We start from the raw sequence: 25,796 nt of genomic DNA on the forward strand, positions 1-25,796 counted from the left end.
TTGATGCGCGCCCGAACACTCGCGGCGGCGTCAAAGGGTACTAGCTATGGATCGTCGCCTATTTTTGTTACTCGCTATGGCGAGCGTGTTTGTTAGTGCGGATGCTATGGCCTCGACTGACCTTGCCCAGGCAGATACATCCGTCCAGGGCCTACTCGACCTCGTTTTGCAACAGTCGCACCAGTGGTCAGGAAAGCTGTATGACTATGCGATCAGACTGTTTTGGCTGCTGGCCTCGATCCAGTTCATTTGGACTTTCATGCCCTTAGTTATGAAGCAGGCTGATTTCGGCGAGATTGTCGGCGAGCTGCTGCGCTTTGTACTGGTAATCGGTTTTTTCCTCGCAGTCATGAAGTACTCGGTGGAATGGTCGACTGCCATTGTCGACAGCTTCCGAGATGCGGCGGCATCAGCGAGCGGTCTCGGGCGGGCATTAGAACCCGGCGATATGCTGGCAGTTGCGCTGGATTTTGGCCGGACTATGGTAAAGGGCATTTCGGTGTTCTCTCCGGCCAAGGGACTTCTGATCGCCGTGTGCGCGATCCTTGTACTGGCATGTTTCGCCTTCATCGCTGCGTTCATGTTTGTGACGCTCGTGGAGTCTTACGTCATCATCAATGCTTCGGTGCTCTTCCTCGGCTTCGGCGCTTCGCAATGGACGCGAGATTTTGCGATTGCACCTATGCGCTTCACCGTTGCGATTGGTACCAAGCTATTTGTACTAACTCTGATTGTTGGCCTGATCGTACAGTCGGCAAAACAGTGGTTGGCCGCTTACACCAATGACGAAGCGTCATTAATGACTATGGTCGGTTTGGCCTTGGTTTGCTGTTACCTCACTAAAACTATTCCTGACGTAATCGGCGGCATGATTAGCGGCACCTCAATGGGCGGCGGCTCGGCCATAGGCGGGATGGCAGTGGCCGGTGCTGCTGGTGCAGCTGCGGCAATGGCCACGATCGCAACAGCCGGTGCAGCGGCTCCAGCGGCGGCCAGCACGCTCGGTGCAGCCGGGGCGGGTACAGGTGTGGCCGGGGCAAGTGGCAGTCTGGCCAGTGCAATCAACTCCAGCTTTGCCGGCGCCAGCTCGGCCGGGGAAGTGGCGTCTTCCGCAGGGGGCATGGCCTCATCCGCGAGCGTTGGCACCAGTACAGGCGGCAGCGCTGCCGCCAAAGGGGCTAGCACCGCCGGTTCGCGGGTCGGCGGCGGCACCGCCAATACGGCCCCATCACCATCGCTCTCTCAACCTAGCAGCAGCGTACAGCAGGCCGTCAAACATGCCGGAAAGTCAGCGCAGGGAAATGATGGCAAGGAACAGCCTACGACACCAAAAGGTGGAGCCACCGGCTCCAATAACACGCTTTCGCAAGCGGCTAGTGGTGCAGCAAAAATGCTCGGCGTAATGGCATCAATGTCAGTGCCGGGTATGGAGAACGCGCATGCCTTGCATCCTGGCTCAGGATCTCCAGCACCTCTTCCAGAGGGTAACGGTTCGGTGAGTCCGACTAATGAAGTGGAGTTAGCTGCTAAATCCACACAAGAGGAATCCAATGTCATCCGTCCCGCCTCCGACACCAGCCCTACCCCCGGCCGCCTCGCAACGCTCCAGTTGCCCGGCATGACCTCGAACAACCAATCGGAAAACCAACCATGAGAGAAGTCCTTATGTTTGCTGGATTCATAGTACTCGCCTCAACGTTAGCCATAGGCATGTGGGCACTCGGTCGGTGGCTGCGCTGCAAAGGCTATGGGCCGCAGCTCGATAAGCTGCATCGCCAATACACAGCCTTGCAGCTTCGGGTAAGCCCGCTCGCTTTATCGGCTTCCCATCGTATGTTTGCCGGGGCACAGATCATCAATCGTTTACCAATGCTGGGAAGCAAGAGTAGCGCCTGCCTAAACCAGCAAGTATTAGCGGCCATCCAAGCTGCGAAGGAAGCGGCGAAACATGAGAACCGCGAAAAACTGTGACCGATGACCAGTCCCACGCTCCCCGCCCCAGGGCGGGGCTTGCCTTCCAAACGGCGCGCAACTTACTCGTGAAATTTCATCACGGGAGCTTCGCCGTTAGTAATACGCACGGCCTTCATACACCTACCCCGAGGCTGCAAGATTAGTAATACGCACGGACTTGTCTCAGCCCCCATTGACCAAACATTGCTGCTTGGCCATACGCCGCGGTCTGATCAACTTCTAGCCGTTCAGCAACACTGACCATCACGTAAGCGTCTAGGCACTCCTGTGGCGCCTCGACGGATAACCGCCCTTTCCTTTTGGTGCTAAAACGGCCGTAGGCCGACTGTGCAAGGCCTGACCGCGCCTAAGCGCGGGCTGTGCCGCGCAGGACTGAATATCCTGAATATCCTGTTAACTCCGGGCGGGTGTGGCACGCACCGGGCGGGTGTGAAACGCTTCCGGGCGGATGTGACACGCCATCGGGCGAGTGTGAAACGCTTCAGGAGTTGCGAGCACCGCCTTTGTAATACGATCACCATTGAGCACAAGCCCAATTCGTCGTAGATCTTCAGCATCCTCCCTAAGCCTCTTTCGCGCATTGCGCATGTCTTGACTTGAGGCTTGTCCGGCAACCGCCACGATAACGGTGTCTAGATACCAACCGCCCGCTGGAACTACTTTGTGGCTTAAAAGGTGCCGAGCTATCGCTTGACTGATGCCGTGCCGGAGGCGAGCTATTGGGGCCGGGTCGTAATACAGGCTCAGATCATGTTCAAGGAGCATCATCAACGCAATTCCGAGCCGCACCCGCCATAGGTTCCGCTCTCCTCCTGTCAGAGGATCGGGACGTGTCATGGGGGAAGGGATAACGTGATCAATCAACCCGCCGATGATGGGAAAATCAAATTGCGTCGTTTCAATTGTGATCGTTGCAGCGCGAAGCTCGGCCAGCAGCTTTTCGAGCTGTGAGAAGCTGTAGCGGCTATCGGAAAGTGTCTTTCTCACTCGCGCGGGATCTACTAGAAGTTCTACGCCACCATCGGAGACAGGCCGCCGACGTTCTGCGCAGTACAGAACCGCTTCCAATACATCCGCGTGTCTCTGCCCCAGTCGACCTGCTACACGGCAGCGCCCAAATGATGTCTCAGCCCAATCACCTTCGCGCAGACGCGGGCGCTGGCTAGGCTGATAAAGCATCACTCTGGCCTGTGCGATAGTACTGGTGGGGACCACGGAGTTACCACCGCTCATCATCACTTCCGTTTGCGAATTGCAGCGGGCTCCCCTTCCTCACTTCCGCCAGTTCAACCGGCACAAGAACGCCTCCTTCCTGGCGTTGGTACCACTGGTCGAGCGGGGTGGCATCGTAGTTCTGCTTGCTTACACCAAAACGGACAAAAAAACTGCGCCTGTCGTTGCCAATAGGCTGTCGCTCATAGGTGCGGTCACTCAGTCGCTTTGCTTCGTCCTCGGTCATCTTGGCCACGAAGCCGCACCAACGGGCATTGTCGATTAGAGCTGATGCACCACGCGCTGCCTGCTGCTGATCGGTTTGCCCCTCGCGGGCGCTACCCTTACTGACATGATGAAGGTACAACACCGATGCTCCGGTGTTGGCAGCAACGTGCTCAAGCGTAGCGACAAGCCGCGACATGTCACCGTTGCTATTCTCGTCACGGTCGTGAATCCGGCTGAGTGTGTCCAGTACGATCAACCGGGCACCGTCGCAAAACTCGTTGACCCGGGCAAGATGCCGATCATCCATTACGTTCAGCCGCTTACCCATTATTGGCTCAAGGGTAAGGTTCCTCGCGATGGATTCACGTGCCTGCTGATTCAGGTGCCGACCGATGGCATGAATCCGGCGCACGAGTGCGGCTTCTGGGTCTTCTCCTGCGAAGTAGACGACGCGGCCAGTACATGCTGGGGCGAGCCCTACAAGATCCCCGCCTGCAACGCTGCATGCGATGGCCATTGCAGCTTCCAAAGCCCAAAAGCTTTTGCCTGTAGCTCCGGGAGCTACCAAAGCTCCTACTGTACCAGCGAGGAATCCCGGCCAAATAAAGTCTAGAGTGGGAGGCTCACTCTCGAACGCTTCCCGTAAGTCAATTGCCACAATTCAGGCTCCCATTCCTGGCCGCGGAGCCGGGCCACTGCCCTTGCATGCATCAATCCATTCTTCGACCTCGCACAGATCCCACACGACCTTGCGGCTACTGAGCGCAATCCGGCGAGGGAATTTTCCCTGCTTTTCAAAGTTGTAGATCGTGCGCTCGCATAGCGGAATCATTGCCAGCAACTGTTTCTTACTGATCAATACTTTGCGCTCTTTTCTCGATTCTTTTTCCACACCGAATACCTCGTTCCGTCATCACTCGAGGTTCGATTATTGCCCCACATTTCCGGTAATTTCCAGCATGCATTCTATTTTTTCCTTTACAAATCAATAACTTAACTGTCCGAAAAACGTCTAGTTTCGGGACAGGGACAGTCACGCAATGCCTTGTTTTATCTGCAGTTTTATTAAGGAAATTCGATAGAAAAAAAGTGTCCCTAAAACGCCTATTTCGGGACGAAAAAAAACCCACCGAAGTGGGTATGTCGCCACAAACACATGCGAAGTCGTGTGCTCTGTTTGGCCAGTGAGGCTCAGAATCAATCCGCTACACGAGGTTTCCTAAGCGTCCACTCGTCAATCATGTCCGCCCAATCCTGCAACATCGCACGGCGCTGATCCCGATACTCGGCCTTGTTGTAAACGGCTCGCACACCTTTCTGTTCGTGCGCGAGGCACTTCTCGATCCAGTCGGAGTTGTAGCCCGCCTCATGCAACAGCGTGCTAGCCGTGCGGCGCAGGTCGTGGGGGCCGAATTTACCTAGCGGCACCCCCTCCTTTTGGGCAAGGCGATAGGTGAGCGTCAGTACCTGGTTGATTGTGGCGGCACTCATTGGCAAATCGGAGTCGTAGCGTGACGGCAGGATGTAATCAGAGCCTCCGGCCAAAGTTTTCAACGCAATGAAGAAATCCAATGCCTGCCGGGACAGAAACACCAAATGAGGGTTTCGGCGCTTCATCCGCTCTTTGGGGATCGTCCATAGCGCCTCGCTGAAATTGATTTCACTCCACGTAGCATTGGTCAGCTCGCTTTTGCGCACCATCGTCAGCAGCAGGAGTTTGGCTGCGGCACGAACCGACGTCGCTGTTCCGATCCGATCCATGTACTGGTACATCAGCGCAATTTCATCAGGCGTCAGCGCCCGATCGCGTGGCTCAAATTTGGCGATGCTGGCAGACCTCACTAGGTCCGCTGGGTTTTCAACCTTCTGGCCACGCTCAATGGCCCAGCGATAGACCTGTAGCACGATCTCACGGGAGTGGACAGCAGTTGCAGGCGCCCCCCGCTCCACTATCGCATCAGTCAGCGCCCGCAGATCCTCATGAGTGATTTCAGCCAGCTTCTGATTGCCAAACTTCGGCTTCAATTCTCGCTCGTAGACTGATCGGCGCATGTCGCGTGTCGAATCCGCCATCTGATAGCCGCGCAGCCATTTTTCAGCCCAATCATCAAATGTCTCAGCCCCCTTCGTGCGCGCCTTCGCACGCGCCTTCTCCTTAGCTGGCGACTTACCTCCGGCGATCATCTTCTTCGCCTCCCCTAGCTTCTCACGCGCCTCCGCCAGGGTGATCCCGCCCAAGCCATAACGACCGAAGGTGACGGTCTCCTGCCGGCCATTGATGGAGTAGTTGTAGCGAAAGGAGATTGAGCCGGCCGGTGTAACCGCCACGTACAAACCATCGCGGTCAATCACCTTGTAGAGCTTGTCTTGCGGTTTGAGGTTTCGAAGCTTGGTATCAGTGAGCATGGCTTCCACTTTTCCCATGAAAAATACCATGCTCTAAAAAGCGCGGAAGAATGGGGTTTCCCCCAGTAAAACCGGGCCTGTTGGCTATCTCGATACCATGCCCGTCCTGATAAGACGAGCATGGTATCAAGCCTCATGCATGGCATCGGATGCAGTTAGTACCCCGTACCATGCCATAAAAAATAGATGCTTGGCGATGCAAAACCCTGCCTGAACTTGCCAGACCCAAAAAGCCAAAAGCCCGCAATTACGCGGGCTTCAGGGCATTTTTTGCTAGATCGTGCCGGGCAGTGCCGGACGTGGGATCATTCCCACTCGATAGTGGCCGGCGGCTTGCTCGACACGTCGTAGGTAACGCGGGAGATGCCGTCGATTTCGTTGATGATACGGCCGCTGACGGTTTCCAGCAGCTCGTACGGCAGGTGTGCCCAACGCGCGGTCATGAAGTCCACGGTCTCGACCGCACGCAGGGCCACGACCCAAGCGTAGCGACGGCCATCACCGACAACACCGACCGACTTGACCGGCTGGAACACCACGAACGCCTGGCTGGTCTTGTGGTACCAGTCGGCCTTGCGCAGTTCTTCGATGAAGATGTGGTCGGCGCGACGCAGGATGTCGGCGTACTCCTTCTTCACTTCACCGAGGATGCGCACGCCCAGGCCCGGGCCCGGGAACGGGTGACGGTAGACCATGTCGTACGGCAGGCCCAGCTCCAGGCCGATCTTGCGCACTTCGTCCTTGAACAGTTCACGCAGCGGCTCGACCAGCTTGAGGTTCATTTCCTCCGGCAGGCCACCGACGTTGTGGTGCGACTTGATCACGTGGGCCTTGCCGCTCTTGGCGCCGGCCGACTCGATCACGTCGGGGTAGATGGTGCCCTGGGCGAGGAACTGGATGTTTTCCAGCTTGCTGGCCTCGGCATCGAACACGTCGATGAAGGTGCGGCCGATGATCTTGCGCTTCTTCTCTGGGTCGGCTTCGCCGGCCAGGTTGTCGAGGAACTGCTTCTCGGCATCGGCACGGATCACCTTGACGCCCATGTTCTCCTTGAACATGGCCATCACCTGGTCGCCTTCGTGCAGGCGCAGCAGGCCGTTGTCGACGAACACGCAGGTCAGCTGGTCGCCGATGGCGCGGTGCAGCAGCGCGGCAACCACCGAGCTGTCGACGCCGCCGGACAGGCCCAGCAGGACGTTGGCCGAACCCACCTGGGCGCGTACCTGGGCGATGGCGTCTTCGACGATGTTCGAAGCGGTCCACAGGGCTTCACAGCCACAGATGTCCTGGACGAAGCGCGACAGGATGCGACCACCCTGCTTGGTGTGGGTCACTTCCGGGTGGAACTGCACGCCGTAGTAGCCCAGGGCGTCGTCGTACATGCCAGCGATCGGGCAGCTCGGGGTGCTGGCCAGCACGCTGAAGTTGCCCGGCATCTGGGTGACCTTGTCGCCGTGGCTCATCCACACGTCCAGGCCCAGTACGCCGTCGTCGTCGACGTGGTCTTCGATGCCGTCGAGCAGGCGGCTCTTGCCGACCACGTCAACGCGGGCGTAGCCGAACTCGCGCAGGTCGGAACCTTCGACCTTGCCGCCCATCTGCTCGGCCATGGTCTGCATGCCGTAGCAGATGCCCAGTACCGGGACCTTCAGGTCGAACACGGCCTGCGGAGCGCGTGGGCTGTTGGCTTCGTGGACCGACTCGGGGCCACCGGCCAGGATGATGCCGCGCGGGTTGAATTCGCGGATCGCTTCATCGTCCATGTCGAACGGGTGCAGTTCGCAGTACACGCCGATTTCGCGCACGCGGCGGGCGATCAGCTGGGTGTACTGGGAACCGAAATCGAGGATCAGGATGCGGTGAGCGTGAATGTCGAGGGCCATGACTCAATCTCTGATGCAGTTGCAAGCTTCAAGCCGCAAGCTGCAAGTTGATCGGGGAAAACGCGGTAGTTGCTGCAGCGCAACTACCGCTTGTAGCTTGTAGCTTGAGGCGTCAGCCTACGCGGTAGTTAGGGGCTTCTTTGGTGATCTGTACGTCATGCACGTGGGACTCGGCCATGCCGGCGCCGGTGATACGCACGAACTCCGGCTTGGTGCGCATCTCTTCGATGGTTGCGCTACCGGTGTAGCCCATGGACGAACGCAGGCCGCCCATCAGCTGGTGGATGATCGCGGCCAGGGCGCCCTTGTACGGCACACGGCCTTCGATGCCTTCCGGGACCAGCTTCTCGGCGCCGGCCGAGGAGTCCTGGAAGTAACGGTCGGAAGAGCCTTGCGCCTGTGCCATGGCACCCAGCGAACCCATGCCACGGTAGGCCTTGTAGGAACGGCCCTGGAACAGCTCGACTTCGCCCGGTGCTTCTTCGGTACCAGCGAACATCGAACCCATCATCACGCAGGACGCACCGGCGACGATGGCCTTGGACAGGTCACCCGAGAAACGGATGCCGCCGTCGGCGATCAGGGGCACGCCAGTGCCTTCCAGGGCGGCGGCGACGTTGGCGATGGCGCTGATCTGCGGCACGCCGACACCGGCGACGATACGGGTGGTGCAGATCGAGCCTGGGCCGATGCCGACCTTGACCGCGTCGGCGCCGGCCTCAGCCAGGGCCTTGGCGGCAGCGCCGGTGGCGATGTTGCCGCCGATCACCTGCACTTGCGGGTAGGTCTCTTTCACCCAGCGAACGCGGTCGATCACGCCTTTGGAGTGACCGTGGGCAGTGTCGACCACCACCACGTCAACGCCGGCGGCTACCAGGGCGGCAACGCGCTCGCCGGTGTCCTTGCCGGTGCCGACCGCGGCGCCGACGCGCAGGCGACCTTGGTCGTCCTTGCTCGCCAGCGGGTAGGCCTTGGCCTTTTCGATGTCCTTGACGGTCATCATGCCCTTGAGGGCAAAGTTGCCGTCGACGATCAGGACTTTTTCCAGGCGGTGCTTGTGCAGCAGCTCGCGGACTTCGTTCTTGTCGGCGCCTTCGCGGACGGTGACCAGACGCTCTTTGGGGGTCATCACGTCGCGGACCTTGGCGTCCAGGCGGGTTTCGAAACGCACGTCACGAGAGGTGACGATGCCGACCAGGTCACCGTTCTCCAGCACCGGAACACCGGAGATGTTGTTCAGGCGGGTCAGGTCGAACAGGTCGCGCACGGTGGCGTCGGCGTCGATGGTGATCGGGTCCTTGACCACGCCAGCCTCGAACTTCTTGACCTTGCGTACTTCGCCGGCCTGCTGCTCGATGGTCATGTTCTTGTGGATGATGCCGATGCCGCCTTCCTGGGCCATGGCAATGGCCAGGCGCGCTTCGGTCACGGTATCCATGGCGGCGGAAACCAGGGGAATGTTCAGCTCGATGCCACGAGTCAAACGGGTCTTGAGACTGACTTCATTGGGCAGTACCTCGGAGTAGCCAGGTACAAGGAGGATATCGTCGAAGGTCAGGGCTTCTTGGCTGATACGCAGCATCGCGGGGGCTCCCGGGAGGGAAAAATGGAAGCGCGCCATTATACCTATCCAGGGCGCGCCGCTCAATGTAATTCAAGCTTCAAGTTACAAGCGGCAAGCTACAAGAATCAGCGTCCGAGCAAAGCGCGCATGCTTGAAGCTTGCGGCTTAAAGCTTGCAACTGACTTGCACCACCGCCACCGGCTGGTCCAGCCAGTCGGCGAAGCTGTCGAGAAAGGCCTGGGTAAACCCGGCCTCGCCCCAGTTGTTGAAGATGAACCCCAGGTTGGAAAAGGCACATGGCTGCAGGTACAAGAAGCCATTGATGTCGTCTTCGAAGCCGCACAGCGGGCAGGTGAAGTTGTCGCTGACCCCGGGCATCCACTCTTCCAGGCTCTCGAACAGCGGCTCGCCGACTTCGCGCCGGCATTCCGGGCACCCGGCCTCTTCGAGAAAACCCTCGGTAGGGGTATAGATGCAGCGCTTGAGCATCACCTCAAGGCCATTGACCTGCTGGCCAAGCGGCAGCTTCTCGGGGTGCAGCGCGACCTTGCGCGCGCCTGCGGCCAGGGCATGGCCCATGCGGTTGCCGGTACGGCCACAGGTGGTCAGTGCCTCCTCGACGATCTTCTCGCGTACCAGCCAACGCAGGATGGCGCGGGCACGGGCTTCGTGAACCGGCACGGTGGACAGCTTGGGGACGATGATGCTCTGGGTGTTCATGCGTGAGACGGGCCTGGGGACTGCGGTAATCGCGTAATTCTACCGCCTGCTCAGGCACTCAGGTAGCGACCGATCAACGCCAGGCCGCTGGCCAGCACCAGCCAGGTGACCAAGCGAATGAAGGCTTCGCGGGATAGCCTCAGGGTCAGGCAACGGCCAATCCACGAGCCGATGAACATCACCGGCAGCAAGCAGGCCGCGAGCAGCAGCAAGCTGCTGTCGGCGTACACCCCGGCAATCAGGAACAACGATAGCCGCACCACAGTGCTGCAACTGATCAGTGCAACCTGGGTCGCCCGCGCCTGATCCTTGGCCTCCAGCCGTGCACTCAGATAGATCGCATACAGGAAGCCGCCGCTGCCGAACAAGGCGCCGAACAGCCCGCCCAGCGTGCCCATTGGCAGTGCCCACCAGCCCGACAGGTGCGCCGGCCGCACCTTGACCGCCAATCCATAAAGGGCATAGCCGGTGACGAACAGCCCCATCAGCAACAGCAGCAGGTCGGACTTCAGGTGCAACAGGAACACCACGCCCAAGGTACAGCCGACAAACATGCACGGCAACAGCCGCAACAACTCGCCGCGCACTACATCCCGGCGCGACGGCAGCAGGTTGCCAAAGGCAGCGACGAAATCCAGCAGCACCAGCAGCGGGATGATCCGAGACAGCGGCATGAAATGGATCAATACCGGACCGGCCACCAGCGCGGTGCCAAAGCCGGCAATGCCAAAGACGATGTAGGCCAGTGCAACACCGAGCAGGATGGGCAGCCAGTCGAGGGCCGAGAACGACAGTTGAGCGAGCATCATGGCGATTCCTGGGAGAACAATCGAAGGTTAGCCAGGCGCGACCCATGCCGACTAATATGCCTTTTCGCCATGAGTCATCTGAAAAAGGCATGACATGACTTCGATCCGCCAGTTGCGTTACTTCGTCGAAATTGCCGAGAGCGGCAGCTTCAGCGCGGCGGCTGAACGGCTGTACATCGCCCAGTCGGCCCTGAGCCGACAGATCAAGGAGCTGGAGCTGCAGCTCGAAACGCCCTTGTTCGAGCGTACCGCGCGCCAGCCCCGATTGACTGCCGCCGGGCTGGCCTTCCTTGACCGCGCCCGGCGCCTGCTGGCCGACCTGGACAAGGCCGAGCGCCTGACCCGCGAGGTCGGCCAGGGCCTGCGCGGCAGCCTGCGGCTGAACCACTCCAGTACCGTGCCCTTGACCGGTCGCCTGCTCGAACACCTCGGCGGCTACCTGACCGCCAATCCCGGCGTATCGCTGGAAATCGCCCAGCAATCGTCGGAAGCGCAACTGCAGGACATCGCCGAAGGCCGCCTGGAGATCGGCCTGCTGCGCCTGCCGGTGCTGCGCCAGCATGAGGGCGTGGAACTGCATGCGCTGTTCGACGAGCCGCTGCTGCTGGCGGTGGCGACCGACCATCCGCTGGGCATGGCGAGCAGCGTTCGACTGGGGCAGTTGCGCGAAGAGCGCTTCATTTCCATCCCTCATCGCGAACGCGGCGGCTTGAGCTACCTGTCGGCATCGCTGTGCATGAACGAAGGCTTCTTCCCCCGAGCCGCTCAGGTGGTGTCGCGCAAGACGACACAACTGCAACTGATCCAGGCCGGATTCGGGGTGGCCTTGCTGCCGGCGAGCATGCGTGAGATTGCGCCGCCTGCGGTGCGTTTCGTACCGCTGGCCGAGGCCTGCCAGAGCACCGTGGCGCTGGCTTGTCGGCGCGATGCCGGGGAGCTGGTGCGGCAGTTTGTGGCGGCGATGAAAAACTGAGGTTTCGACGCAAACACCCTGAGCGGCCATGCCGCGACGACCGGGCCAGGAACAGACAACCGGGACCGATGTCCTTTATGATGCCCGCCATGATCAGAGACCCTTTCGAACGACTCGGCCTGGACCGCGAGGTCCTCACCGTCAGCCAGCTCAACGGCCGCGCCCGTGTGCTGCTCGAGGATGTGTTCCGCAGCGTCTGGGTGGAAGGCGAAATTTCCAACCTCGCCCGCCCAGCCTCCGGCCACATGTACTTCACCCTCAAGGACAGCGGCGCACAGATCCGCTGCGCGCTGTTCCGGCAGAATGCCGCGCGGGTACGCCAGGCGCTGCGCGACGGCCTGGCGGTGAAGGTGCGCGGCAAGGTCTCGCTGTTCGAAGGCCGCGGTGACTACCAGTTGATCCTCGACACCGTCGAGCCGGCCGGCGACGGCGCCCTGCGCCTGGCCTTCGAGGCGCTGAAGGAAAAACTCGGCGCCGAAGGCCTGTTCAGTACCGAACGCAAACAGCCCTTGCCCGCGCATCCGCAGCGCATCGGCATCATCACCTCGCCCACCGGCGCGGTGATCCGCGACATCATCAGTGTGTTCCGGCGCCGCGCGCCGCAGGTCGAGCTGAACCTGATCCCCACCGCCGTGCAAGGTCGCGAAGCCATCGCGCAGATCGTCCGCGCGCTGCAGATGGCCGATCGCCAAGGCTTCGACGCGCTGATCCTGGCCCGTGGTGGCGGTTCGCTGGAAGACCTCTGGTGCTTCAACGAAGAGGCCGTGGCCCGAGCCGTGGCTGACTGCGTGACGCCGATCGTCAGCGCCGTCGGCCATGAAACCGATGTGTCGATCAGCGACTTCGTCGCCGATGTGCGCGCCCCCACGCCGTCTGCCGCCGCCGAACTGCTCGCCCCCGACAGCAGCGGCCTGCAACAGCGCCTTGATGGCCTGCAACGGCGCCTGCTGCTGCGCATGCAGAACCGCCTGGCCCACGACCGCCTGCGCGTGGATGGCCTAGCCCGACGCCTGCGCCACCCGGGCGAACGCCTGCGCCAGCAGGCCCAGCGCCTGGACGACCTGGACATGCGCCTGCGCCGCGCCTTCACCCTGGCCATGCGTCAACGCCACGAACGCCTCGGCCGCCTCGACACGCGCCTGGCCGCGCAGCATCCGGGACGCAACCTGAAGCTCCTCAAGCAGCGCCTGGACAGCCTTGCCAAGCGCCTGCCACGGGCCATGCGCGAGGTGCTCAAGGACCGCCGCCAACGCTTCCAGGCGCAACTGCAGACGCTGCAGGTGGTCAGCCCCCTGGCCACCCTCGCCCGCGGCTACAGCATCCTCCTGGATGAACGCGGCCAGGCCATCCGCAGCGCCGCGCAGACCCACAACGGCCAACGCCTGACCGCCCGCCTCAACGAAGGCGAGCTCAAGGTGCGGGTCGAGGACAACCACCAGACCCCGGTCACCCTCTCGCTACTGGACTGACACATGCCCCGCCTGTTCGCGCTCTTGCTTACCCTCGCCCTGCTGCTGCCGGTCACCGCTGCCCAGGCCAGCTACATCACCCGCACCCTGAACAAACCGGTGCCCGGCGGCGTCGCGGTGGTCGACCTGGGGCCAGCCGCCAGCGCCCCGTCGGCGCGCTTCGACGGCAAGCCGGTGCTGGTGGTCAATGAGCAGGGCAACTGGCTGGCGATCGTCGGCATCCCGCTGACGCAAAAGCCCGGCAATGCCGTGCTGACCCAAGGCGGACGCAGCATTGCCTTCAGTGTCGGCAACAAGAAATACCCCGAGCAGCACATCACCTTGAAGAACAAGCGCCAGGTCAATCCCGAGCCCGATGACCTCAAACGCATCGACCGCGAGCTGGCCGAGCAGGTCAAGGCCTACCGCAGCTTCAGCCCGGCCCTGCCGAGCAACCTGATCCTCGACAAGCCGGTCAATGGTCCGCTGTCGAGCAAGTTCGGCGTGCGCCGCTTCTTCAACGGCGAGGAACGCAACCCTCACGCCGGCCTGGACTTCGCCGTGCCGGCCGGCACGCCGATCAAGACCCCGGCCAACGGCAAGGTGATCCTGGTGGGGGATTACTTCTTCAATGGCCGCACGGTGTTCGTCGACCATGGCCAGGGCTTCATCAGCATGTTCTGCCACATGTCGAAAATCGACGTGAAACCGGGGCAAACGCTGCGCCGGGGCGAGGTGGTGGGCCGCGTGGGCTCGACCGGCCGGGCCACCGGGCCGCACATGCACTGGAATGTCAGCCTCAACGATGCGCGGGTCGACCCGGCGATCTTCATCGGCGCGTTCCAGCCCTGAGTCCTGTGCCATCTGAGCCGGCCTCTTCGCGGGTAAACCCGCTCCCACAGGTACGGCGCAATTCCTGTGGGAGCGGGTTTACCCGCGAAGAGGCCGGCACCGCCAACATCAATCCCTTTTAGTTGCGCCTTCGAAAAATACTGCGCAAAAACAAATAATCACGCCGTAAATATCGGCAATAAAATCTCGCCTAAAAGCATTTTTTGAGCATTTATCTCAATTTCCCCGCAGTGCTTGCCATCCCCCAACCCACTGGTTAGGGTTGAGCCTATGAACATCTTCAGCACCCTGCTCCGACAACATCGCAGCCTTTGCCTGGTCAGCGCCCGACTACCAGGCTGAATCGCGTCGCCTCGCCTTTTTTCTCTTGTTTTCGCTTGGCAGGCCCGATCACGGCCGCACATAAAAGGATTGCTTCCATGACCATGCTCAAAGACCCATCGAAGAAGTACCGCGCGTTCCCGACCATCGACCTGCCCGACCGTACCTGGCCGTCGAAGGCCATCACCCAGGCGCCGATCTGGTGCAGCTCCGACCTGCGTGATGGCAACCAGTCGCTGATCGAGCCGATGGACTCAGAGAAGAAGCTGCGCTTCTGGAAGACCTTGGTGCAGGTGGGTGTGAAGGAAATCGAAGCCGCCTTCCCATCGGCCTCGCAGACCGACTTCGACTTCGTGCGCAGCCTCATCGAGGATGGCCACATCCCCGACGACACCACCATCCAGGTGCTCACCCAGGCCCGTGAAGACCTGATCGCCCGTACCTTCGAGTCCCTGCGCGGGGCGAAGAAGGCCATCGTCCACCTGTACAACGCCACCTGCCCGTCGTTCCGCCGCATCGTCTTCAACCAGGACAAGCAGGGCGTGAAGGACATCGCGGTGAACGCCGCCAAGCTGTTCGTCAAATACGCCGCGCAGCAGCCGCAAACCCAATGGACCTTCCAGTACTCGCCGGAAACCTTCAGCGCCACCGAGCTGGAGTTCGCCAAAGAGGTGTGTGACGCGGTGATCGAGGTGTGGAACCCGACCCCCGAACACAAGATCATCCTCAATCTGCCGGCCACCGTCGAAGTCGCCACGCCGAACGTCTACGCCGATCAGATCGAGTGGTTCTGCCGCAACATCAACCGTCGCGACAGCGTGATCATCAGCCTGCACACCCACAACGACCGTGGCACCGGCATCGCCGCCACCGAGCTGGGCTTGATGGCCGGTGCCGACCGTGCCGAAGGCTGCCTGTTCGGCAATGGCGAGCGTACCGGCAACGTCGACCTGGTGACCCTGGCGCTGAACCTCTACACCCAGGGCATCGACCCGCAGCTGGACTTCTCCGACATCGACGGCGTGCGCAAGGTCGTCGAGGAGTGCAACCAACTGCCGGTACACCCGCGTCACCCGTATGTCGGCGACCTGGTCCACACCGCGTTCTCCGGCTCGCACCAGGACGCCATCCGCAAGGGCTTCGCCCAGCAGAAGGATGGCGAACTGTGGGAAGTGCCATACCTGCCGATCGACCCGGCCGACATCGGCCGCAGCTACGAGGCGGTGATCCGCGTCAACAGCCAGTCGGGCAAGGGCGGCATCACTTACCTGCTCGAGCAGGAGTACGGCATCAGCCTGCCACGGCGCATGCAGATCGAGTTCAGCCAGGTGGTGCAGGGCGAGACCGACCGTCTTGGCCTGGAAATGACCGCCGAGCAGATCTACAAGCTGTTGCAGAAGGAGTATCTGCAGGCCAACGCGCCGTATGCACTGGTCAGCCACCGCCTGCAGGAAGAGAACGGCAGCAGCCATGTACAGGTGGAAGTCTCCGGTGAAGGCGAAACCACCCTGCACTGGCACGGCAAGGGCAACGGCGCCCTGGAAGCGCTGGTCGCCGGCTTGCCGGTCAACGTCGAGATCATGGACTACAACGAGCACGCCATCGGTGCCGGCACCAACGCCAAGGCGGCGGCCTACATCGAACTGCGCGTGGCCGGTGGGCGTCCGGTGCACGGCGTGGGCATCGACGAGAACATCACCACCGCCAGCTTCAAGGCGCTGTTCAGCGCGCTGAACCGCTCGCTGAGCCAGCAGCAGGCCAAGGCGGCGTAAGCCATCGCAGAAAAACAAAGCCCGCATCCTTGATGCGGGTTTTTTTTGCCTGTCCCGGCCCTTTCGCGGGTAAACCCGCTCCCACAGGCACCAGGCGCCCCCTGTGGGAGCGGGTTTACCCGCGAAGAGGCCGGCACAAGCGCTACAAACATTTCAGGCAAAAAAAGGGGCGCCGACCAAGCGCCCCATAACCGTGTAGCACACAACGAAATCGGTCAGTCCAGCAACGCCATCGCCTCAGCGCTGCACGCCTCGATCCGCGCCCAGTCGCCGTTCTTGATCCAGCTGCTGTCGAGCATCCAGGTGCCGCCCACGCACATCACATTGGGCAAGGCCATGTAGTTGCGCACGTTGGCCGGGCTCACCCCACCGGTGGGGCAGAAACGAATGTCGCCGAACGGGCCGGCAAAGGCCTTGATCGCCGCCACGCCACCGCTGATCTCCGCCGGGAACAGCTTGAAGCGGCGGTAGCCCAGGGCATAGCCCAGCATGATTTCCGACGGCGTACTGATGCCGGGCAGCAGCGGAATGTCGCTTTCCACGCCGGCCTGGAGAACGTCCGGGGTGATGCCCGGGGTCACCACGAACTGCGCGCCTGCTGCCTCCACGGCAGCGAACATGCCGCGGTCGAGCACGGTTCCGGCACCGACGCACAGCTCCGGGCGCTGCTCGCGCAGCACCTGGATGGCCTTCAGGCCATGCTGCGAGCGCAGGGTCACTTCCAGGGTGCGGATGCCGCCAGCGGCCAGGGCGTCGGCCAGGGGCAGGATGTCTTCCTCACGGGCGATGGTGATCACCGGCAGGATGCGCGCCTTGTCGCAGATCGCATCGATGCGGTCGGCTTTCTCGGCCATCGAGAGCAAAGGCTGGGGGCGTTCGAGGGTGGTCATGACAATGGGTCCTTGGCTCATGGGCACCAGTAGATGTGCAGAGGGTCGTGAAGAAAGGCGCGAATCGGCATTTCGGTAGGGTCTTCGGCCGCCAGCGCGGTGCGCAGGGTGGCGAGCTTGCCCGCGCCTTGCACCGACAGCAGGGTAAGGCCGGCAGTGGCCAGCAACGCACGGGTCATGCTCAGGCGCTGGTGCGGCACGCTCGGCGCCAGCATCGCCAGGCAGCGGCGCTCACCGACCTTGGCCAGGCCCTGGCGCAGGTTGGGGCTGGCCGGGAACAGCGAGGCGGTATGGCCATCGTCGCCCATGCCCAGCACCAGCACGTCGATCGGCGGCAGGTCGGCCAAGACCTGGTCGGCTTGCTCGGCAGCGGCCTCAAGCGTGGCGGCAGGCTGGTAGAGCCCGATGAACCGCGCCTTGGCCGCCGCGCCCTTGAACAGGTGGCGGGCCAGCAGGCCGGCGTTGCTGTCGTCGTGCGCCACCGGTACCCAGCGTTCGTCGGCCAGGCTGACGGTCACCTTGGACCAGTCCAACACTTCGGCGGCCAGTTTCTCGAGGAACGGCACCGGGCTGCGTCCACCCGACAGCACCAGGCAGGCCTGGCCCTTGCTGGCGATGGCCTGGCGCAAGCGCTCGGCCACATCATGGGCTTGCGTGGTCGCCAGGGTTTTCGAATCGGCCAGCGCGTGAACCTTCACGGTCGCCGGCAGTTGCAGTTCAGATATCGCCATACCAGGCCCTCCCATCACGGGTGATCAGTGCAATCGAGCTCATCGGCCCCCAGGAACCTGCCGCGTAGGGCTTGGGCGCGTCGCCGGTGTGCTTCCAGCCGGCGATCAGCTGGTCGCACCATTTCCAGGCGTACTCGATCTCGTCCTTGCGCACGAACAGGTTCTGGTTGCCACGCATCACTTCCAGCAGCAGACGTTCATAGGCGTCCGGGATCCGCGCGCTGCGCCAGGTGTCGGAGAAATTCAGCTGCAGCGGACCGCTGCGCAACTGCATGCCTTTGTCCAGGCCCTGCTCCTTGGTCATCACCCGCAGTGAAATGCCTTCGTCCGGCTGCAGGCGAATGATCAGCTTGTTGCCGATCTGCAAGCGCTGTTCCGGGGCGAAGATGTAGTGCGGGGTTTCCTTGAAATGGATGACGATCTGCGACAGTTTCTGTGGCATGCGCTTGCCGGTGCGCAGATAGAACGGCACGCCCGACCAGCGCCAGTTGCGGATGTCGGCGCGCAGGGCGACGAAGGTCTCGGTGTCGCTCTGGGCGTTGGCGTTGTCCTCTTCCAGATAGCCCGGCACCGGCTTGCCATCACTGAAGCCAGCGATGTACTGGCCGCGCACCACATGGGTGCTCAGGCCTTCGCCGGTGATCGGTGCCAGGGCCTTGAGCACCTTGACCTTCTCGTCGCGGATGCTGTCGGCCGACAGGTCGCTGGGCGGGTCCATGGCGATCAGGCAGAGCAGCTGCAGCAGGTGGTTCTGGATCATGTCGCGCAGCTGGCCAGCCTTGTCGAAGTAGCCCCAGCGGCCCTCGATACCGACCTTCTCGGCGACGGTGATCTCCACATGGGAAATGGAGTTCTGGTTCCACTGGGTCTCGAACAGGCTATTGGCGAAACGCAGGGCGATCAGGTTCTGCACCGTCTCCTTGCCCAGGTAATGGTCGATGCGGTAGACCCGGCTTTCGGGGAAGAACCGCGCCACCGCGTCGTTGACCCGACGCGACGACTCCAGGTCATGGCCGATGGGCTTCTCCAGCACCACCCGGGTGCGCGACGCCAGGCCGGCCTTGTCGAGGTTCTCGCAGATCGCGCCATAGACCGCCGCCGCCGTGGCGAAATAGGCAATCAGCGGCTGTTCGCCCGGCGCCTGTTCGGCCAGGGCCTGGTAACCCTCGGGCTCGACGAAGTCCAGGTGCAGGTAGCTCAGGCGACCGAGGAAACGGCCCAGGGAGGCGGCATCGATCTCCGCCTCCGGCACGTGGCGGCGCAAGTGGGCTTCGATGCTGTTCAGGTGTTCCTGCGCGCTGCCCGACTCGCGTGCCAGGGCCAGCAGTCGGGTATCTGGGTGCAGGAGGTCGGCGCGGTCGAGCTGGTAGAGCGCGGGGAACAGCTTGCGCAATGCCAGGTCGCCGAGGGCGCCAAAGAGGGCGAAGGTGCAGGGTTCGACACTGATCGCAGCCATGATGTTGGTTCTTTTATAAATGTTGGACTAGAAATACCGGTTTCAACCCTGCTTTTCAAGGGCTAATGTAGTAAAAACCACAACATCCAATACAGCCATTACAGACAAGTGGTGTGACAATCTTACCGACAGTACGATACACGCCATCGCAAAAAGCCTGCTTCCCGACCCAAGGACACACCATGGACCGCGTGCGCAACCTCCTGGAACAGATCCAGGGCCGCCTCGACGAGCTGAACAAGGCCGAACGCAAAGTCGCCGAAGTCATCCTGCTCAACCCGCAACAGGCCACCCGCTTCAGCATCGCCGCCCTGGCCCAGGCGGCCAAGGTCAGTGAGCCGACCGTCAACCGTTTCTGCCGCTCGTTCGGCGTCAGCGGCTACCCCGAGCTCAAGCTGCAGTTGGCCCAGAGCCTGGCCAGCGGCGCCGCCTACGTCAGCCGCGCGGTGGAGGCCGACGATGATCCGGCCGCCTACACCCAGAAGATCTTCGGCAGCGCCATCGCCTCGCTGGACAGCGCCTGCCAGGCGCTCGACCCGCAACAGGTCAGCCGCGCCGTGGACATGATGATCCAGGCCCGGCAGATTCATTTCTTCGGCCTCGGCGCCTCGGCCCCGGTGGCCCTCGACGCCCAGCACAAGTTCTTCCGCTTCAACCTGGCCGTGTCGGCCCATGCCGACGTGCTGATGCAGCGCATGCTGGCCTCGGTGGCCCATACCGGCGACTTGTTCGTGATCATCTCCTACACCGGGCGCACCCGCGAACTGGTCGAGGTGGCGCGCCTGGCGCGGGAAAATGGCGCCTCGGTGCTCGGCCTTACCGCCGCCGGTTCGCCGCTGTCCCAGGCCTGCAGCATGAGCCTGCATATCCCGCTGCCGGAAGACACCGACATCTACATGCCGATGACCTCGCGAATCATCCAACTCACCGTGCTCGATGTACTGGCCACCGGCATGACCCTGCGCCGCGGCGTGGACTTCCAGCCGCACCTGCGCAAGATCAAGGAAAGCCTCAACGCCAGCCGCTATCCGGTCGTCGACGACGACCTCAACTGAGCCGGTGCGCCTGCAAGCGCAGGTGCGCCCGCTCGCCCGGGGCCAGGCTCAAGCCTTCGTCGCTGCCGCTGGCGGCTTCCACGCAGACGAACCCCTGGCACTCACGCCCGCTCACGCCCATCAGTGGGCGATTGCCCGGGTGCCAGACCACGGTGTCGTCGCTGTCGCCGGTATCAATGCACAGCGCGCGTTGCCAGGCCGGGTCCTGCAGTTGCACCCGGGGCGTGCCCGGGTAGACCTTCTGGCATCCGCCCTTGAGCGTCAGCGCGCCATCTTCGCGGCAGGCCTGGCGATTGAGGCGGTCATAGCCTTGGATATCCTCGAGCCCAGACAGCGCTATCTTCGACACGTCGCTGATGCGCCAGTAGGCCAGCAACGCGTGGCTCAGCTGGCAGGGTTGGCTGTCCTGGTGCTCGGTGCTCAAGCGCAGTTCCATGCTTGCGCCCAGCCGGGCGTGCAGGTCGACCTGCCAGTCGCACAGGTCCAGGCGCCACTGCAAGGACACGCCCTGCTCGTCCTCGCTGCTGTCGATCAACTTCCAGTCCAGCAACCGCGCCCAGCCATGGGCCGGCCACAGGTCTTCACTGGGATGGCGGCCATACCAAGGCCAGCACACCGGCACGCCACCGCGGATGGCACCGACTTGCGGCCATTGCTCGGCGCACCATAGCCAGGGCTTTTCGCCGGCCGGCTGAAAGTGCAGCAACTGGCCGCCCTGGCGGCTGAACACCGCCTGGCAGCGCGGATGGTCGATGATCAGGACATCGCGCTGCTGGTAACGCTCCCACTCGAAGGTCGGCCTGGGCCGTTGCGAGGTGAAGAAGCGATGTAGCGGATGTTCAGGCATGGTTCCAAGCTCTTTTGTTGTTCGAGATAGCGCTGTCTTGACCTGTGCTCGCTCACCACTGCGAACCAGTGGTGAGCGGGAGGCCAAATGGATGGCGTAAATTTACAACAATTTTTCTCAGAATGACGACTGAATCTTCAGGCCGGCGACCAGCGCGTTATCCACCTGATCCACGCCGCCCGGGCTCTTGATGTACTGCAAGTTGGGCCGCACGGTCAGCCAGTTGGTGACGTGGAAGCCGTAGTAGAGCTCGGCGTTGTATTCAGTGCGCTGCAGCGGCACGAAGCCCGGGTTGTCGTAGTCGTCGATGCCGCTCTGGGCATTGAGCAGTTCGGCGCGCTTCTTCACGTCGTCGTTGACGTGGATACGGGCGATACCAAAGCCAATGTCATCCTTGGGCCGGGCATCGAAGGCACCTTTGTAGACCAGGCCAACCTGCTGGTAGTTGTCGACCACGTTGGTGGCTTTGTCGTGCACGGTGAAGTTGGCGAACAGGCTCAGGCCGCGGTTGACGTCACCGGCCTGGGCGGTGACCTGCTGCTGCGCCACCACCCACCAGCCGTGCTTGCTGGAGTGCGACTTGAACGCCGCGCCCGTCAGTGCCTGCGGGTTGCCGTTGATGTCGTCGTACACATCGTCGGCCTTGGCGGTGCTGTAGTAGTAGCCCAGGCGGTACTCGCCGGGCAGGCCATTGACCTTGGGCGACCACACCGCCTCCACCGGCAGGATGGCGCCCTTGGTGCCGCTGCCGCTGAGCTTGAAGCCGTTGCCGGTCTCCAGGTTCGACGGGTTCTGCTCGAAGGCGCCGACCTGGACGAAGAATTCCGGGGTGATGTTGTACTTGACCCGCAGCGCCCACTGGCTGACCGGCCAGTTGTACCAGATGCCGCCCACCCAGTTGCCCACCTGCGAGCCGCAGAACGCCAGGTTCTGGAAATCGCAGGGGAAGCTGTTGAAGTCCTCGCCCTCGCCGAAGCGGCCGAATTTCACATCCAGCGCGCCGTCGAAGTACTTCTGCTTGATCCACATCTGGGTCAGGCGCCAGGTCTGGCCCCGGCCCCACACCTCCTGCACCGAGCTGAACTGCCCGGCGCGCGGGTCGCTGATGCGGTCGTTGGACAGGTTGCGACCGCTACGCTCGGTGATCGCCAATTTGAACTCGGTGTCCTTCCAGCCGAAGATCTTCTCCAGGTCCAGGTGCGCGCCCAGGGCGAACTGGTCGCTGTAGCGCGCGGTCTTGTCGTTGTTGTAGCCCCCGTGCAGGTTGCCGGCCACCTCACCGACGTAGTCGAGGGTGAAGTCGTAGCCCTTCTCCAGCAGCTCGGTGCGGGTGCCGCCCCAGTCGCCGGTCATCCATTTCGATTCCGACGAGAAAGCCTCGGCGGCCTGGGCTCCGCTGCTGCCGACCACGGCCAGCAGTGCCAGCGAGCCCAACGTCCTGATGCGATTGCGCTGTTCCATCCCTTTGCGTCCTCTTTTCTTGTTATTAACAGAACGAATCAACGGCCAGGTCTTTTCTGTAGGAGCGGCCTTGTGTCGCGAAAGGGCTGCAGAGCAGCCCCTGCGATTGTGGGCGTTGCTCAGATCCTGGGGCCGTTACGCAGCCCTTTCGCGACACAAGGCCGCTCCTACAGGGACCGTGTCCGGTTTAACGGCCTTTGAAGCGTGTCACGTTGTCCTTTACGGCAGTAGTGACCAGGTCCAGGCGTTCGCCGCTGCTGGCGTCGAACAGCAGCACCCGTGCCGGGTCGAACTGCAGGTTGAGGCTGTCGCCGACCCGGCACGCCACATCCGGCGCCAGGCGGCAACAGACCTTGGTCTGGTTGAGGGTGACGAACACCAGCAGGTCCGGGCCGGTGGGCTCGGTGACCTGGATTTCGGCGCGAATACCGGGCAGGCCATTGCCCTGCTCCGCCCCCAGCGCGATCTGCTCGGGGCGCACGCCGAGAATGATCTCGCGGCCTTCCAGCTCATCCGCCGCCACGCCCAACGGCAGCTCGCAGCGCGCCTGGCCGCTGTCGAGCAGCGCCAGCACGCGCCCGTCCTGCTTGGTCAGGCGCACGGGGATGAAATTCATCGGCGGCGAGCCGATGAAGCTGGCGACGAACAGGTTGGCCGGATCGTTGTAGATCTGCTGCGGGGTGCCGAACTGCTGGATGATGCCGTCCTTCATCACCGCCACTTTGTCACCGAGCGTCATCGCCTCGATCTGGTCGTGGGTGACGTACACCGTGGTGGTCTTCAGGCGCTGGTGCATCAGCTTGATCTCGGTGCGCATCTCCACCCGCAGCTTGGCGTCGAGGTTCGACAGCGGCTCGTCGAACAGGTAGATCTTCGGCCGCCTAGCCAGCGCCCGGCCCATGGCCACCCGCTGCTGCTGGCCACCGGAAAGCTGGCCAGGCTTGCGTGCGAGCAGGTGCTCGATCTGCAGCAGCTTGGCCACCCGCGCCACTTCCTCGTCGATGGCCGCCTGGGGCAGCTTGCGGATCTTCAGGCCGAAAGCGATGTTGTCGCGCACATTCATGGTCGGGTACAGCGCATAGGACTGGAACACCATGGCGATGTCGCGGTCCTTGGGGCTCATGCCGCTGACATCCTCTTCATCGATGAGGATCGCCCCGCCGCTGATGTTCTCTAGCCCGGCGATGCAGTTCATCAGCGTCGACTTGCCACAGCCCGAGGGGCCGACCAGGATCAGGAACTCGCCGTCCTTGATCGCCAGCTGGATATCCTTGAGCGTGTCGGGCAAGCCCGCGCCGTAGGTCTTGTGCACATTGCGAAGTTCAAGTGTTGCCATGACTTACCCCTTGACCGCGCCGGCAGTCAGCCCGCGCACGAAATACTTGCCCGCGACCACGTAGACCAGCAGCGTCGGCAGCCCGGCGATCATCGCCGCGGCCATGTCGACGTTGTATTCCTTGGCCCCGGTGCTGGTGTTGACCAGGTTGTTCAGGGCCACGGTGATCGGTTGCGAATCGCCACTGGAGAACACCACGCCAAACAGGAAATCGTTCCAGATCTGGGTGAACTGCCAGATCAGGCAGACCATGATGATCGGCGTCGACATCGGCAGGATGATCCGCCCGAAGATGGTGAAGAACCCGGCACCGTCCAAGCGCGCGGCCTTGACCAGCGCCTCGGGAATGCTCACGTAGTAGTTGCGGAAGAACAGTGTGGTGAAGGCCAGGCCGTACACCACGTGCACCAGCACCAGGCCGCCGGTGGTGCTGGCCAGGCCCAGTTTGCCGAGGGTGAACGAGGCCGGCAGCAGCACGGTCTGGAACGGCAGGAAACAACCGAACAGCAGCAGCCCGAAGAACAGCTGCGAACCACGGAAGCGCCACATCGACAGCACGTAGCCGTTGAGCGCGCCAATGGCGGTGGAGATCAGCACCGCCGGCACGGTGATCAGGATCGAGTTGACGAAGTAGCCGCTGACCGTGGCCCAGGCCTTGCTCCAGCCAATGGCGGTGAATTCGGTGGGCCAGCTCAGCAGGTTGCCGCTGCCGATGTCCTCGGGGGTCTTGAAGCTGGTCAGCAGCATCACCACCAGCGGCACCAGGTACAGCAGCACGGCCAGCAGCAGCACGCCGTGGATGGCAATGCGGCTCAGGTTCAGCGCTGGTTTGTCGGCCAGGCTAGTCATGGCGTTTACCCCGCAGTTCGGAATACAGGTACGGCACCAGGATGGCCAGGATCGCCCCCAGCATCAGGATCGCGCTGGCCGAGCCCATGCCCATCTGCCCGCGACTGAAGGTGAACGAGTACATGAACATCGCCGGAAGGTCCGAGGAATAGCCCGGGCCGCCGGCGGTCATTGCCGCCACCAGGTCGAAGCTCTTGATGGCGATGTGCGCGAGGATCATCAGCGAGCTGAAGAACACCGGGCGCAGGCTGGGCAGCACCACGGTCCAGTAGATGCGCGGCAGGCTGGCGCCATCGAGCTGGGCGGCGCGGATGATCGACGGATCGACGCCCCTGAGCCCGGCCAGGAACATCGCCATGATGAAGCCCGAGGCCTGCCACACCGCGGCGATCACCAGGCAATAGACCACGCGGTCCGGATCGATCAGCCAGTCCAGGCGAAAGCCTTCCCAGCCCCAGTCACGCAGCAGCTTGTCCAGGCCCATGCCGGGGTTGAGCAGCCACTTCCAGGCGGTGCCGGTGACGATCATCGACAAGGCCATGGGGTACAGGTAGATGGTGCGGATAAAGCCTTCGCGGCGGATGCGTTGGTCGAGCAGCACGGCGAGGAACACGCCGATGGCCAGGGTGATGCCGATGAACAGCCCGCCGAACAGCAGCAGGTTCTTGCTCGCCACCCACCAGCGGTCGTTGTCGAACAAGCGGGCGTACTGTGCCAGGCCCGCCCACTTGTAGGTGGGCAGGAAGGTCGAGGTGGTGAACGAGAGGACGAAGGTCCACAGGATGTAGCCGTAGAAGCCCACCAGCACGATGAACATGCTTGGCGCCAGCACCAGCTTCGGTAGCCAGCGCTGCAGCGCATCCAGGGGGGAGGCCCGCAGGCGGGCGGTTGCTGTGGTCATGGTCAGATACCGGAAAAGAGGGCCAACACATCACCTGTGGGAGCGGGTTTACCCGCGAAGCAGACACCGCGGTGCCTGGCACCGGCCATGCCGGTGTTCGCGGGTAAA

Annotated in this window: 23 protein-coding genes; 7 read left to right on the forward strand and 16 right to left on the reverse strand. The window is 62.4% G+C overall.

Annotation, left to right across the window (positions count from 1 at the left end; translation table 11 throughout):
• The first annotated feature begins 46 nt into the window (after positions 1-46).
• Together trbL and HU772_RS19665 are read left to right on the forward strand one after the other, a co-directional pair.
• Entirely contained in the window at positions 47-1,654 is a 1,608-nt protein-coding gene (gene trbL, locus HU772_RS19660) for a P-type conjugative transfer protein TrbL (RefSeq protein WP_186658382.1), read from the forward strand.
• The gene (locus tag HU772_RS19665) at positions 1,651-1,971 is read left to right on the forward strand and encodes a hypothetical protein (protein WP_186658368.1); all 321 of its coding nucleotides are present in this window, start codon (positions 1,651-1,653) and stop codon (positions 1,969-1,971) included. Before trbL ends, HU772_RS19665 begins: the two co-directional genes overlap by 4 nt.
• A gap of 396 nt (positions 1,972-2,367) precedes the next feature.
• Here the strand turns inward: HU772_RS19665 and HU772_RS19670 are convergent, their stop codons facing one another.
• From HU772_RS19670 to HU772_RS19705, 8 genes are all read right to left on the reverse strand, one after another.
• Positions 2,368-2,961, reverse strand: a complete 594-nt coding sequence (locus HU772_RS19670) for a hypothetical protein (protein ID WP_225923062.1) — start codon at positions 2,959-2,961, stop codon at positions 2,368-2,370.
• A 232-nt stretch (positions 2,962-3,193) separates the two neighbouring features.
• Positions 3,194-4,072 carry a helicase RepA family protein gene (locus HU772_RS19675; protein WP_186658365.1) on the reverse strand — a complete coding sequence of 293 codons (879 nt, stop codon included), beginning with the start codon at positions 4,070-4,072 and terminating at the stop codon, positions 3,194-3,196.
• A gap of 3 nt (positions 4,073-4,075) precedes the next feature.
• On the reverse strand, positions 4,076-4,306 hold the full coding sequence (locus tag HU772_RS19680; RefSeq protein ID WP_186658362.1) for a helix-turn-helix transcriptional regulator: 231 nt from the start codon (positions 4,304-4,306) through the stop codon (positions 4,076-4,078).
• A 305-nt stretch (positions 4,307-4,611) separates the two neighbouring features.
• Entirely contained in the window at positions 4,612-5,820 is a 1,209-nt protein-coding gene (locus HU772_RS19685) for a tyrosine-type recombinase/integrase (protein WP_186658640.1), read from the reverse strand.
• Between the two features lie 305 nt (positions 5,821-6,125).
• Positions 6,126-7,703, reverse strand: coding sequence for a glutamine-hydrolyzing GMP synthase (gene guaA / locus HU772_RS19690; protein WP_186658345.1), 1,578 nt, complete (start codon positions 7,701-7,703; stop codon positions 6,126-6,128).
• 112 nt (positions 7,704-7,815) lie between these two features.
• Positions 7,816-9,285 (reverse strand): IMP dehydrogenase, encoded by a 1,470-nt coding sequence (gene guaB, locus HU772_RS19695; RefSeq protein ID WP_186658334.1) that lies wholly within the window; start codon positions 9,283-9,285, stop codon positions 7,816-7,818.
• Between the two features lie 147 nt (positions 9,286-9,432).
• Complete coding sequence (locus HU772_RS19700) at positions 9,433-9,987, reverse strand: sugar ABC transporter ATPase (RefSeq protein WP_186658323.1); 555 nt, start codon at positions 9,985-9,987, stop codon at positions 9,433-9,435.
• Between the two features lie 50 nt (positions 9,988-10,037).
• The gene (locus tag HU772_RS19705) at positions 10,038-10,793 is read right to left on the reverse strand and encodes a sulfite exporter TauE/SafE family protein (RefSeq protein ID WP_186658637.1); all 756 of its coding nucleotides are present in this window, start codon (positions 10,791-10,793) and stop codon (positions 10,038-10,040) included.
• A gap of 97 nt (positions 10,794-10,890) precedes the next feature.
• Between HU772_RS19705 and HU772_RS19710 the strand changes: the two genes are divergently transcribed.
• From HU772_RS19710 to leuA, 4 genes are all read left to right on the forward strand, one after another.
• On the forward strand, positions 10,891-11,769 hold the full coding sequence (locus HU772_RS19710) for a LysR family transcriptional regulator (RefSeq protein WP_186658321.1): 879 nt from the start codon (positions 10,891-10,893) through the stop codon (positions 11,767-11,769).
• Positions 11,770-11,858: 89 nt separating this feature from the next.
• Positions 11,859-13,238 carry an exodeoxyribonuclease VII large subunit gene (xseA, locus tag HU772_RS19715; RefSeq protein WP_186658319.1) on the forward strand — a complete coding sequence of 460 codons (1,380 nt, stop codon included), beginning with the start codon at positions 11,859-11,861 and terminating at the stop codon, positions 13,236-13,238.
• Positions 13,239-13,241: 3 nt separating this feature from the next.
• Positions 13,242-14,069 (forward strand): M23 family metallopeptidase, encoded by an 828-nt coding sequence (locus HU772_RS19720; RefSeq protein ID WP_186658317.1) that lies wholly within the window; start codon positions 13,242-13,244, stop codon positions 14,067-14,069.
• Between the two features lie 419 nt (positions 14,070-14,488).
• Positions 14,489-16,162, forward strand: coding sequence for a 2-isopropylmalate synthase (leuA, locus tag HU772_RS19725; protein WP_186658313.1), 1,674 nt, complete (start codon positions 14,489-14,491; stop codon positions 16,160-16,162).
• Positions 16,163-16,377: 215 nt separating this feature from the next.
• Here the strand turns inward: leuA and HU772_RS19730 are convergent, their stop codons facing one another.
• Genes HU772_RS19730 through zwf form a run of 3 tightly spaced genes read right to left on the reverse strand, consistent with a single transcriptional unit; the run spans position 16,378 to position 19,239 of the window.
• Positions 16,378-17,052, reverse strand: a complete 675-nt coding sequence (locus HU772_RS19730) for a bifunctional 4-hydroxy-2-oxoglutarate aldolase/2-dehydro-3-deoxy-phosphogluconate aldolase (protein ID WP_186658310.1) — start codon at positions 17,050-17,052, stop codon at positions 16,378-16,380.
• Between the two features lie 17 nt (positions 17,053-17,069).
• Complete coding sequence (gene pgl, locus HU772_RS19735) at positions 17,070-17,783, reverse strand: 6-phosphogluconolactonase (protein ID WP_186658306.1); 714 nt, start codon at positions 17,781-17,783, stop codon at positions 17,070-17,072.
• Positions 17,770-19,239 carry a glucose-6-phosphate dehydrogenase gene (zwf, locus tag HU772_RS19740; RefSeq protein WP_186658290.1) on the reverse strand — a complete coding sequence of 490 codons (1,470 nt, stop codon included), beginning with the start codon at positions 19,237-19,239 and terminating at the stop codon, positions 17,770-17,772. Before zwf ends, pgl begins: the two co-directional genes overlap by 14 nt.
• A 191-nt stretch (positions 19,240-19,430) precedes the next feature.
• On the opposite strand from zwf, the gene hexR reads away from it, so the two are divergent.
• Complete coding sequence (hexR, locus tag HU772_RS19745; protein WP_217858795.1) at positions 19,431-20,294, forward strand: DNA-binding transcriptional regulator HexR; 864 nt, start codon at positions 19,431-19,433, stop codon at positions 20,292-20,294.
• Here hexR and HU772_RS19750 read toward each other — a convergent pair.
• From HU772_RS19750 to HU772_RS19770, 5 genes are all read right to left on the reverse strand, one after another.
• Positions 20,287-21,141 (reverse strand): D-hexose-6-phosphate mutarotase, encoded by an 855-nt coding sequence (locus HU772_RS19750; protein WP_186658284.1) that lies wholly within the window; start codon positions 21,139-21,141, stop codon positions 20,287-20,289. The two genes, hexR and HU772_RS19750, sit on opposite strands and share 8 nt — an antisense overlap.
• A 117-nt stretch (positions 21,142-21,258) precedes the next feature.
• Positions 21,259-22,602: a carbohydrate porin gene (locus tag HU772_RS19755; RefSeq protein ID WP_186658281.1), complete on the reverse strand. Its 1,344-nt coding sequence runs from the start codon at positions 22,600-22,602 to the stop codon at positions 21,259-21,261.
• 187 nt (positions 22,603-22,789) lie between these two features.
• Positions 22,790-23,938, reverse strand: a complete 1,149-nt coding sequence (locus HU772_RS19760; RefSeq protein ID WP_186658278.1) for an ABC transporter ATP-binding protein — start codon at positions 23,936-23,938, stop codon at positions 22,790-22,792.
• A 3-nt stretch (positions 23,939-23,941) separates the two neighbouring features.
• On the reverse strand, positions 23,942-24,787 hold the full coding sequence (locus HU772_RS19765; RefSeq protein WP_186658275.1) for a carbohydrate ABC transporter permease: 846 nt from the start codon (positions 24,785-24,787) through the stop codon (positions 23,942-23,944).
• Positions 24,780-25,688, reverse strand: a complete 909-nt coding sequence (locus tag HU772_RS19770; protein ID WP_186658273.1) for a carbohydrate ABC transporter permease — start codon at positions 25,686-25,688, stop codon at positions 24,780-24,782. The genes HU772_RS19765 and HU772_RS19770 overlap by 8 nt, the downstream gene beginning before the upstream one ends.
• Between the last annotated feature and the right edge of the window lie 108 nt (positions 25,689-25,796).

The sequence above is a fragment of the Pseudomonas xantholysinigenes genome (assembly GCF_014268885.2).
GTDB classification, from domain to species: Bacteria; Pseudomonadota; Gammaproteobacteria; order Pseudomonadales; family Pseudomonadaceae; genus Aquipseudomonas; species Aquipseudomonas xantholysinigenes.

What these genes read in the sequence shown, in the direction of transcription:
- HU772_RS19685 (WP_186658640.1), bottom strand. Translation starts at nt 5,820, where the DNA reads ATGCTCACTGATACCAAGCTTCGAAACCTCAAACCGCAAGACAAGCTC.
- HU772_RS19770 (WP_186658273.1), bottom strand. Translation starts at nt 25,688, where the DNA reads ATGACCACAGCAACCGCCCGCCTGCGGGCCTCCCCCCTGGATGCGCTG.
- HU772_RS19755 (WP_186658281.1), bottom strand. Translation starts at nt 22,602, where the DNA reads ATGGAACAGCGCAATCGCATCAGGACGTTGGGCTCGCTGGCACTGCTG.
- HU772_RS19730 (WP_186658310.1), bottom strand. Translation starts at nt 17,052, where the DNA reads ATGACCACCCTCGAACGCCCCCAGCCTTTGCTCTCGATGGCCGAGAAA.
- zwf (WP_186658290.1), bottom strand. Translation starts at nt 19,239, where the DNA reads ATGGCTGCGATCAGTGTCGAACCCTGCACCTTCGCCCTCTTTGGCGCC.
- HU772_RS19700 (WP_186658323.1), bottom strand. Translation starts at nt 9,987, where the DNA reads ATGAACACCCAGAGCATCATCGTCCCCAAGCTGTCCACCGTGCCGGTT.
- pgl (WP_186658306.1), bottom strand. Translation starts at nt 17,783, where the DNA reads ATGGCGATATCTGAACTGCAACTGCCGGCGACCGTGAAGGTTCACGCG.
- guaB (WP_186658334.1), bottom strand. Translation starts at nt 9,285, where the DNA reads ATGCTGCGTATCAGCCAAGAAGCCCTGACCTTCGACGATATCCTCCTT.
- HU772_RS19720 (WP_186658317.1), top strand. Translation starts at nt 13,242, where the DNA reads ATGCCCCGCCTGTTCGCGCTCTTGCTTACCCTCGCCCTGCTGCTGCCG.
- guaA (WP_186658345.1), bottom strand. Translation starts at nt 7,703, where the DNA reads ATGGCCCTCGACATTCACGCTCACCGCATCCTGATCCTCGATTTCGGT.
- HU772_RS19760 (WP_186658278.1), bottom strand. Translation starts at nt 23,938, where the DNA reads ATGGCAACACTTGAACTTCGCAATGTGCACAAGACCTACGGCGCGGGC.
- HU772_RS19765 (WP_186658275.1), bottom strand. Translation starts at nt 24,787, where the DNA reads ATGACTAGCCTGGCCGACAAACCAGCGCTGAACCTGAGCCGCATTGCC.
- HU772_RS19705 (WP_186658637.1), bottom strand. Translation starts at nt 10,793, where the DNA reads ATGCTCGCTCAACTGTCGTTCTCGGCCCTCGACTGGCTGCCCATCCTG.
- HU772_RS19710 (WP_186658321.1), top strand. Translation starts at nt 10,891, where the DNA reads ATGACTTCGATCCGCCAGTTGCGTTACTTCGTCGAAATTGCCGAGAGC.
- leuA (WP_186658313.1), top strand. Translation starts at nt 14,489, where the DNA reads ATGACCATGCTCAAAGACCCATCGAAGAAGTACCGCGCGTTCCCGACC.
- HU772_RS19665 (WP_186658368.1), top strand. Translation starts at nt 1,651, where the DNA reads ATGAGAGAAGTCCTTATGTTTGCTGGATTCATAGTACTCGCCTCAACG.
- xseA (WP_186658319.1), top strand. Translation starts at nt 11,859, where the DNA reads ATGATCAGAGACCCTTTCGAACGACTCGGCCTGGACCGCGAGGTCCTC.
- trbL (WP_186658382.1), top strand. Translation starts at nt 47, where the DNA reads ATGGATCGTCGCCTATTTTTGTTACTCGCTATGGCGAGCGTGTTTGTT.
- HU772_RS19750 (WP_186658284.1), bottom strand. Translation starts at nt 21,141, where the DNA reads ATGCCTGAACATCCGCTACATCGCTTCTTCACCTCGCAACGGCCCAGG.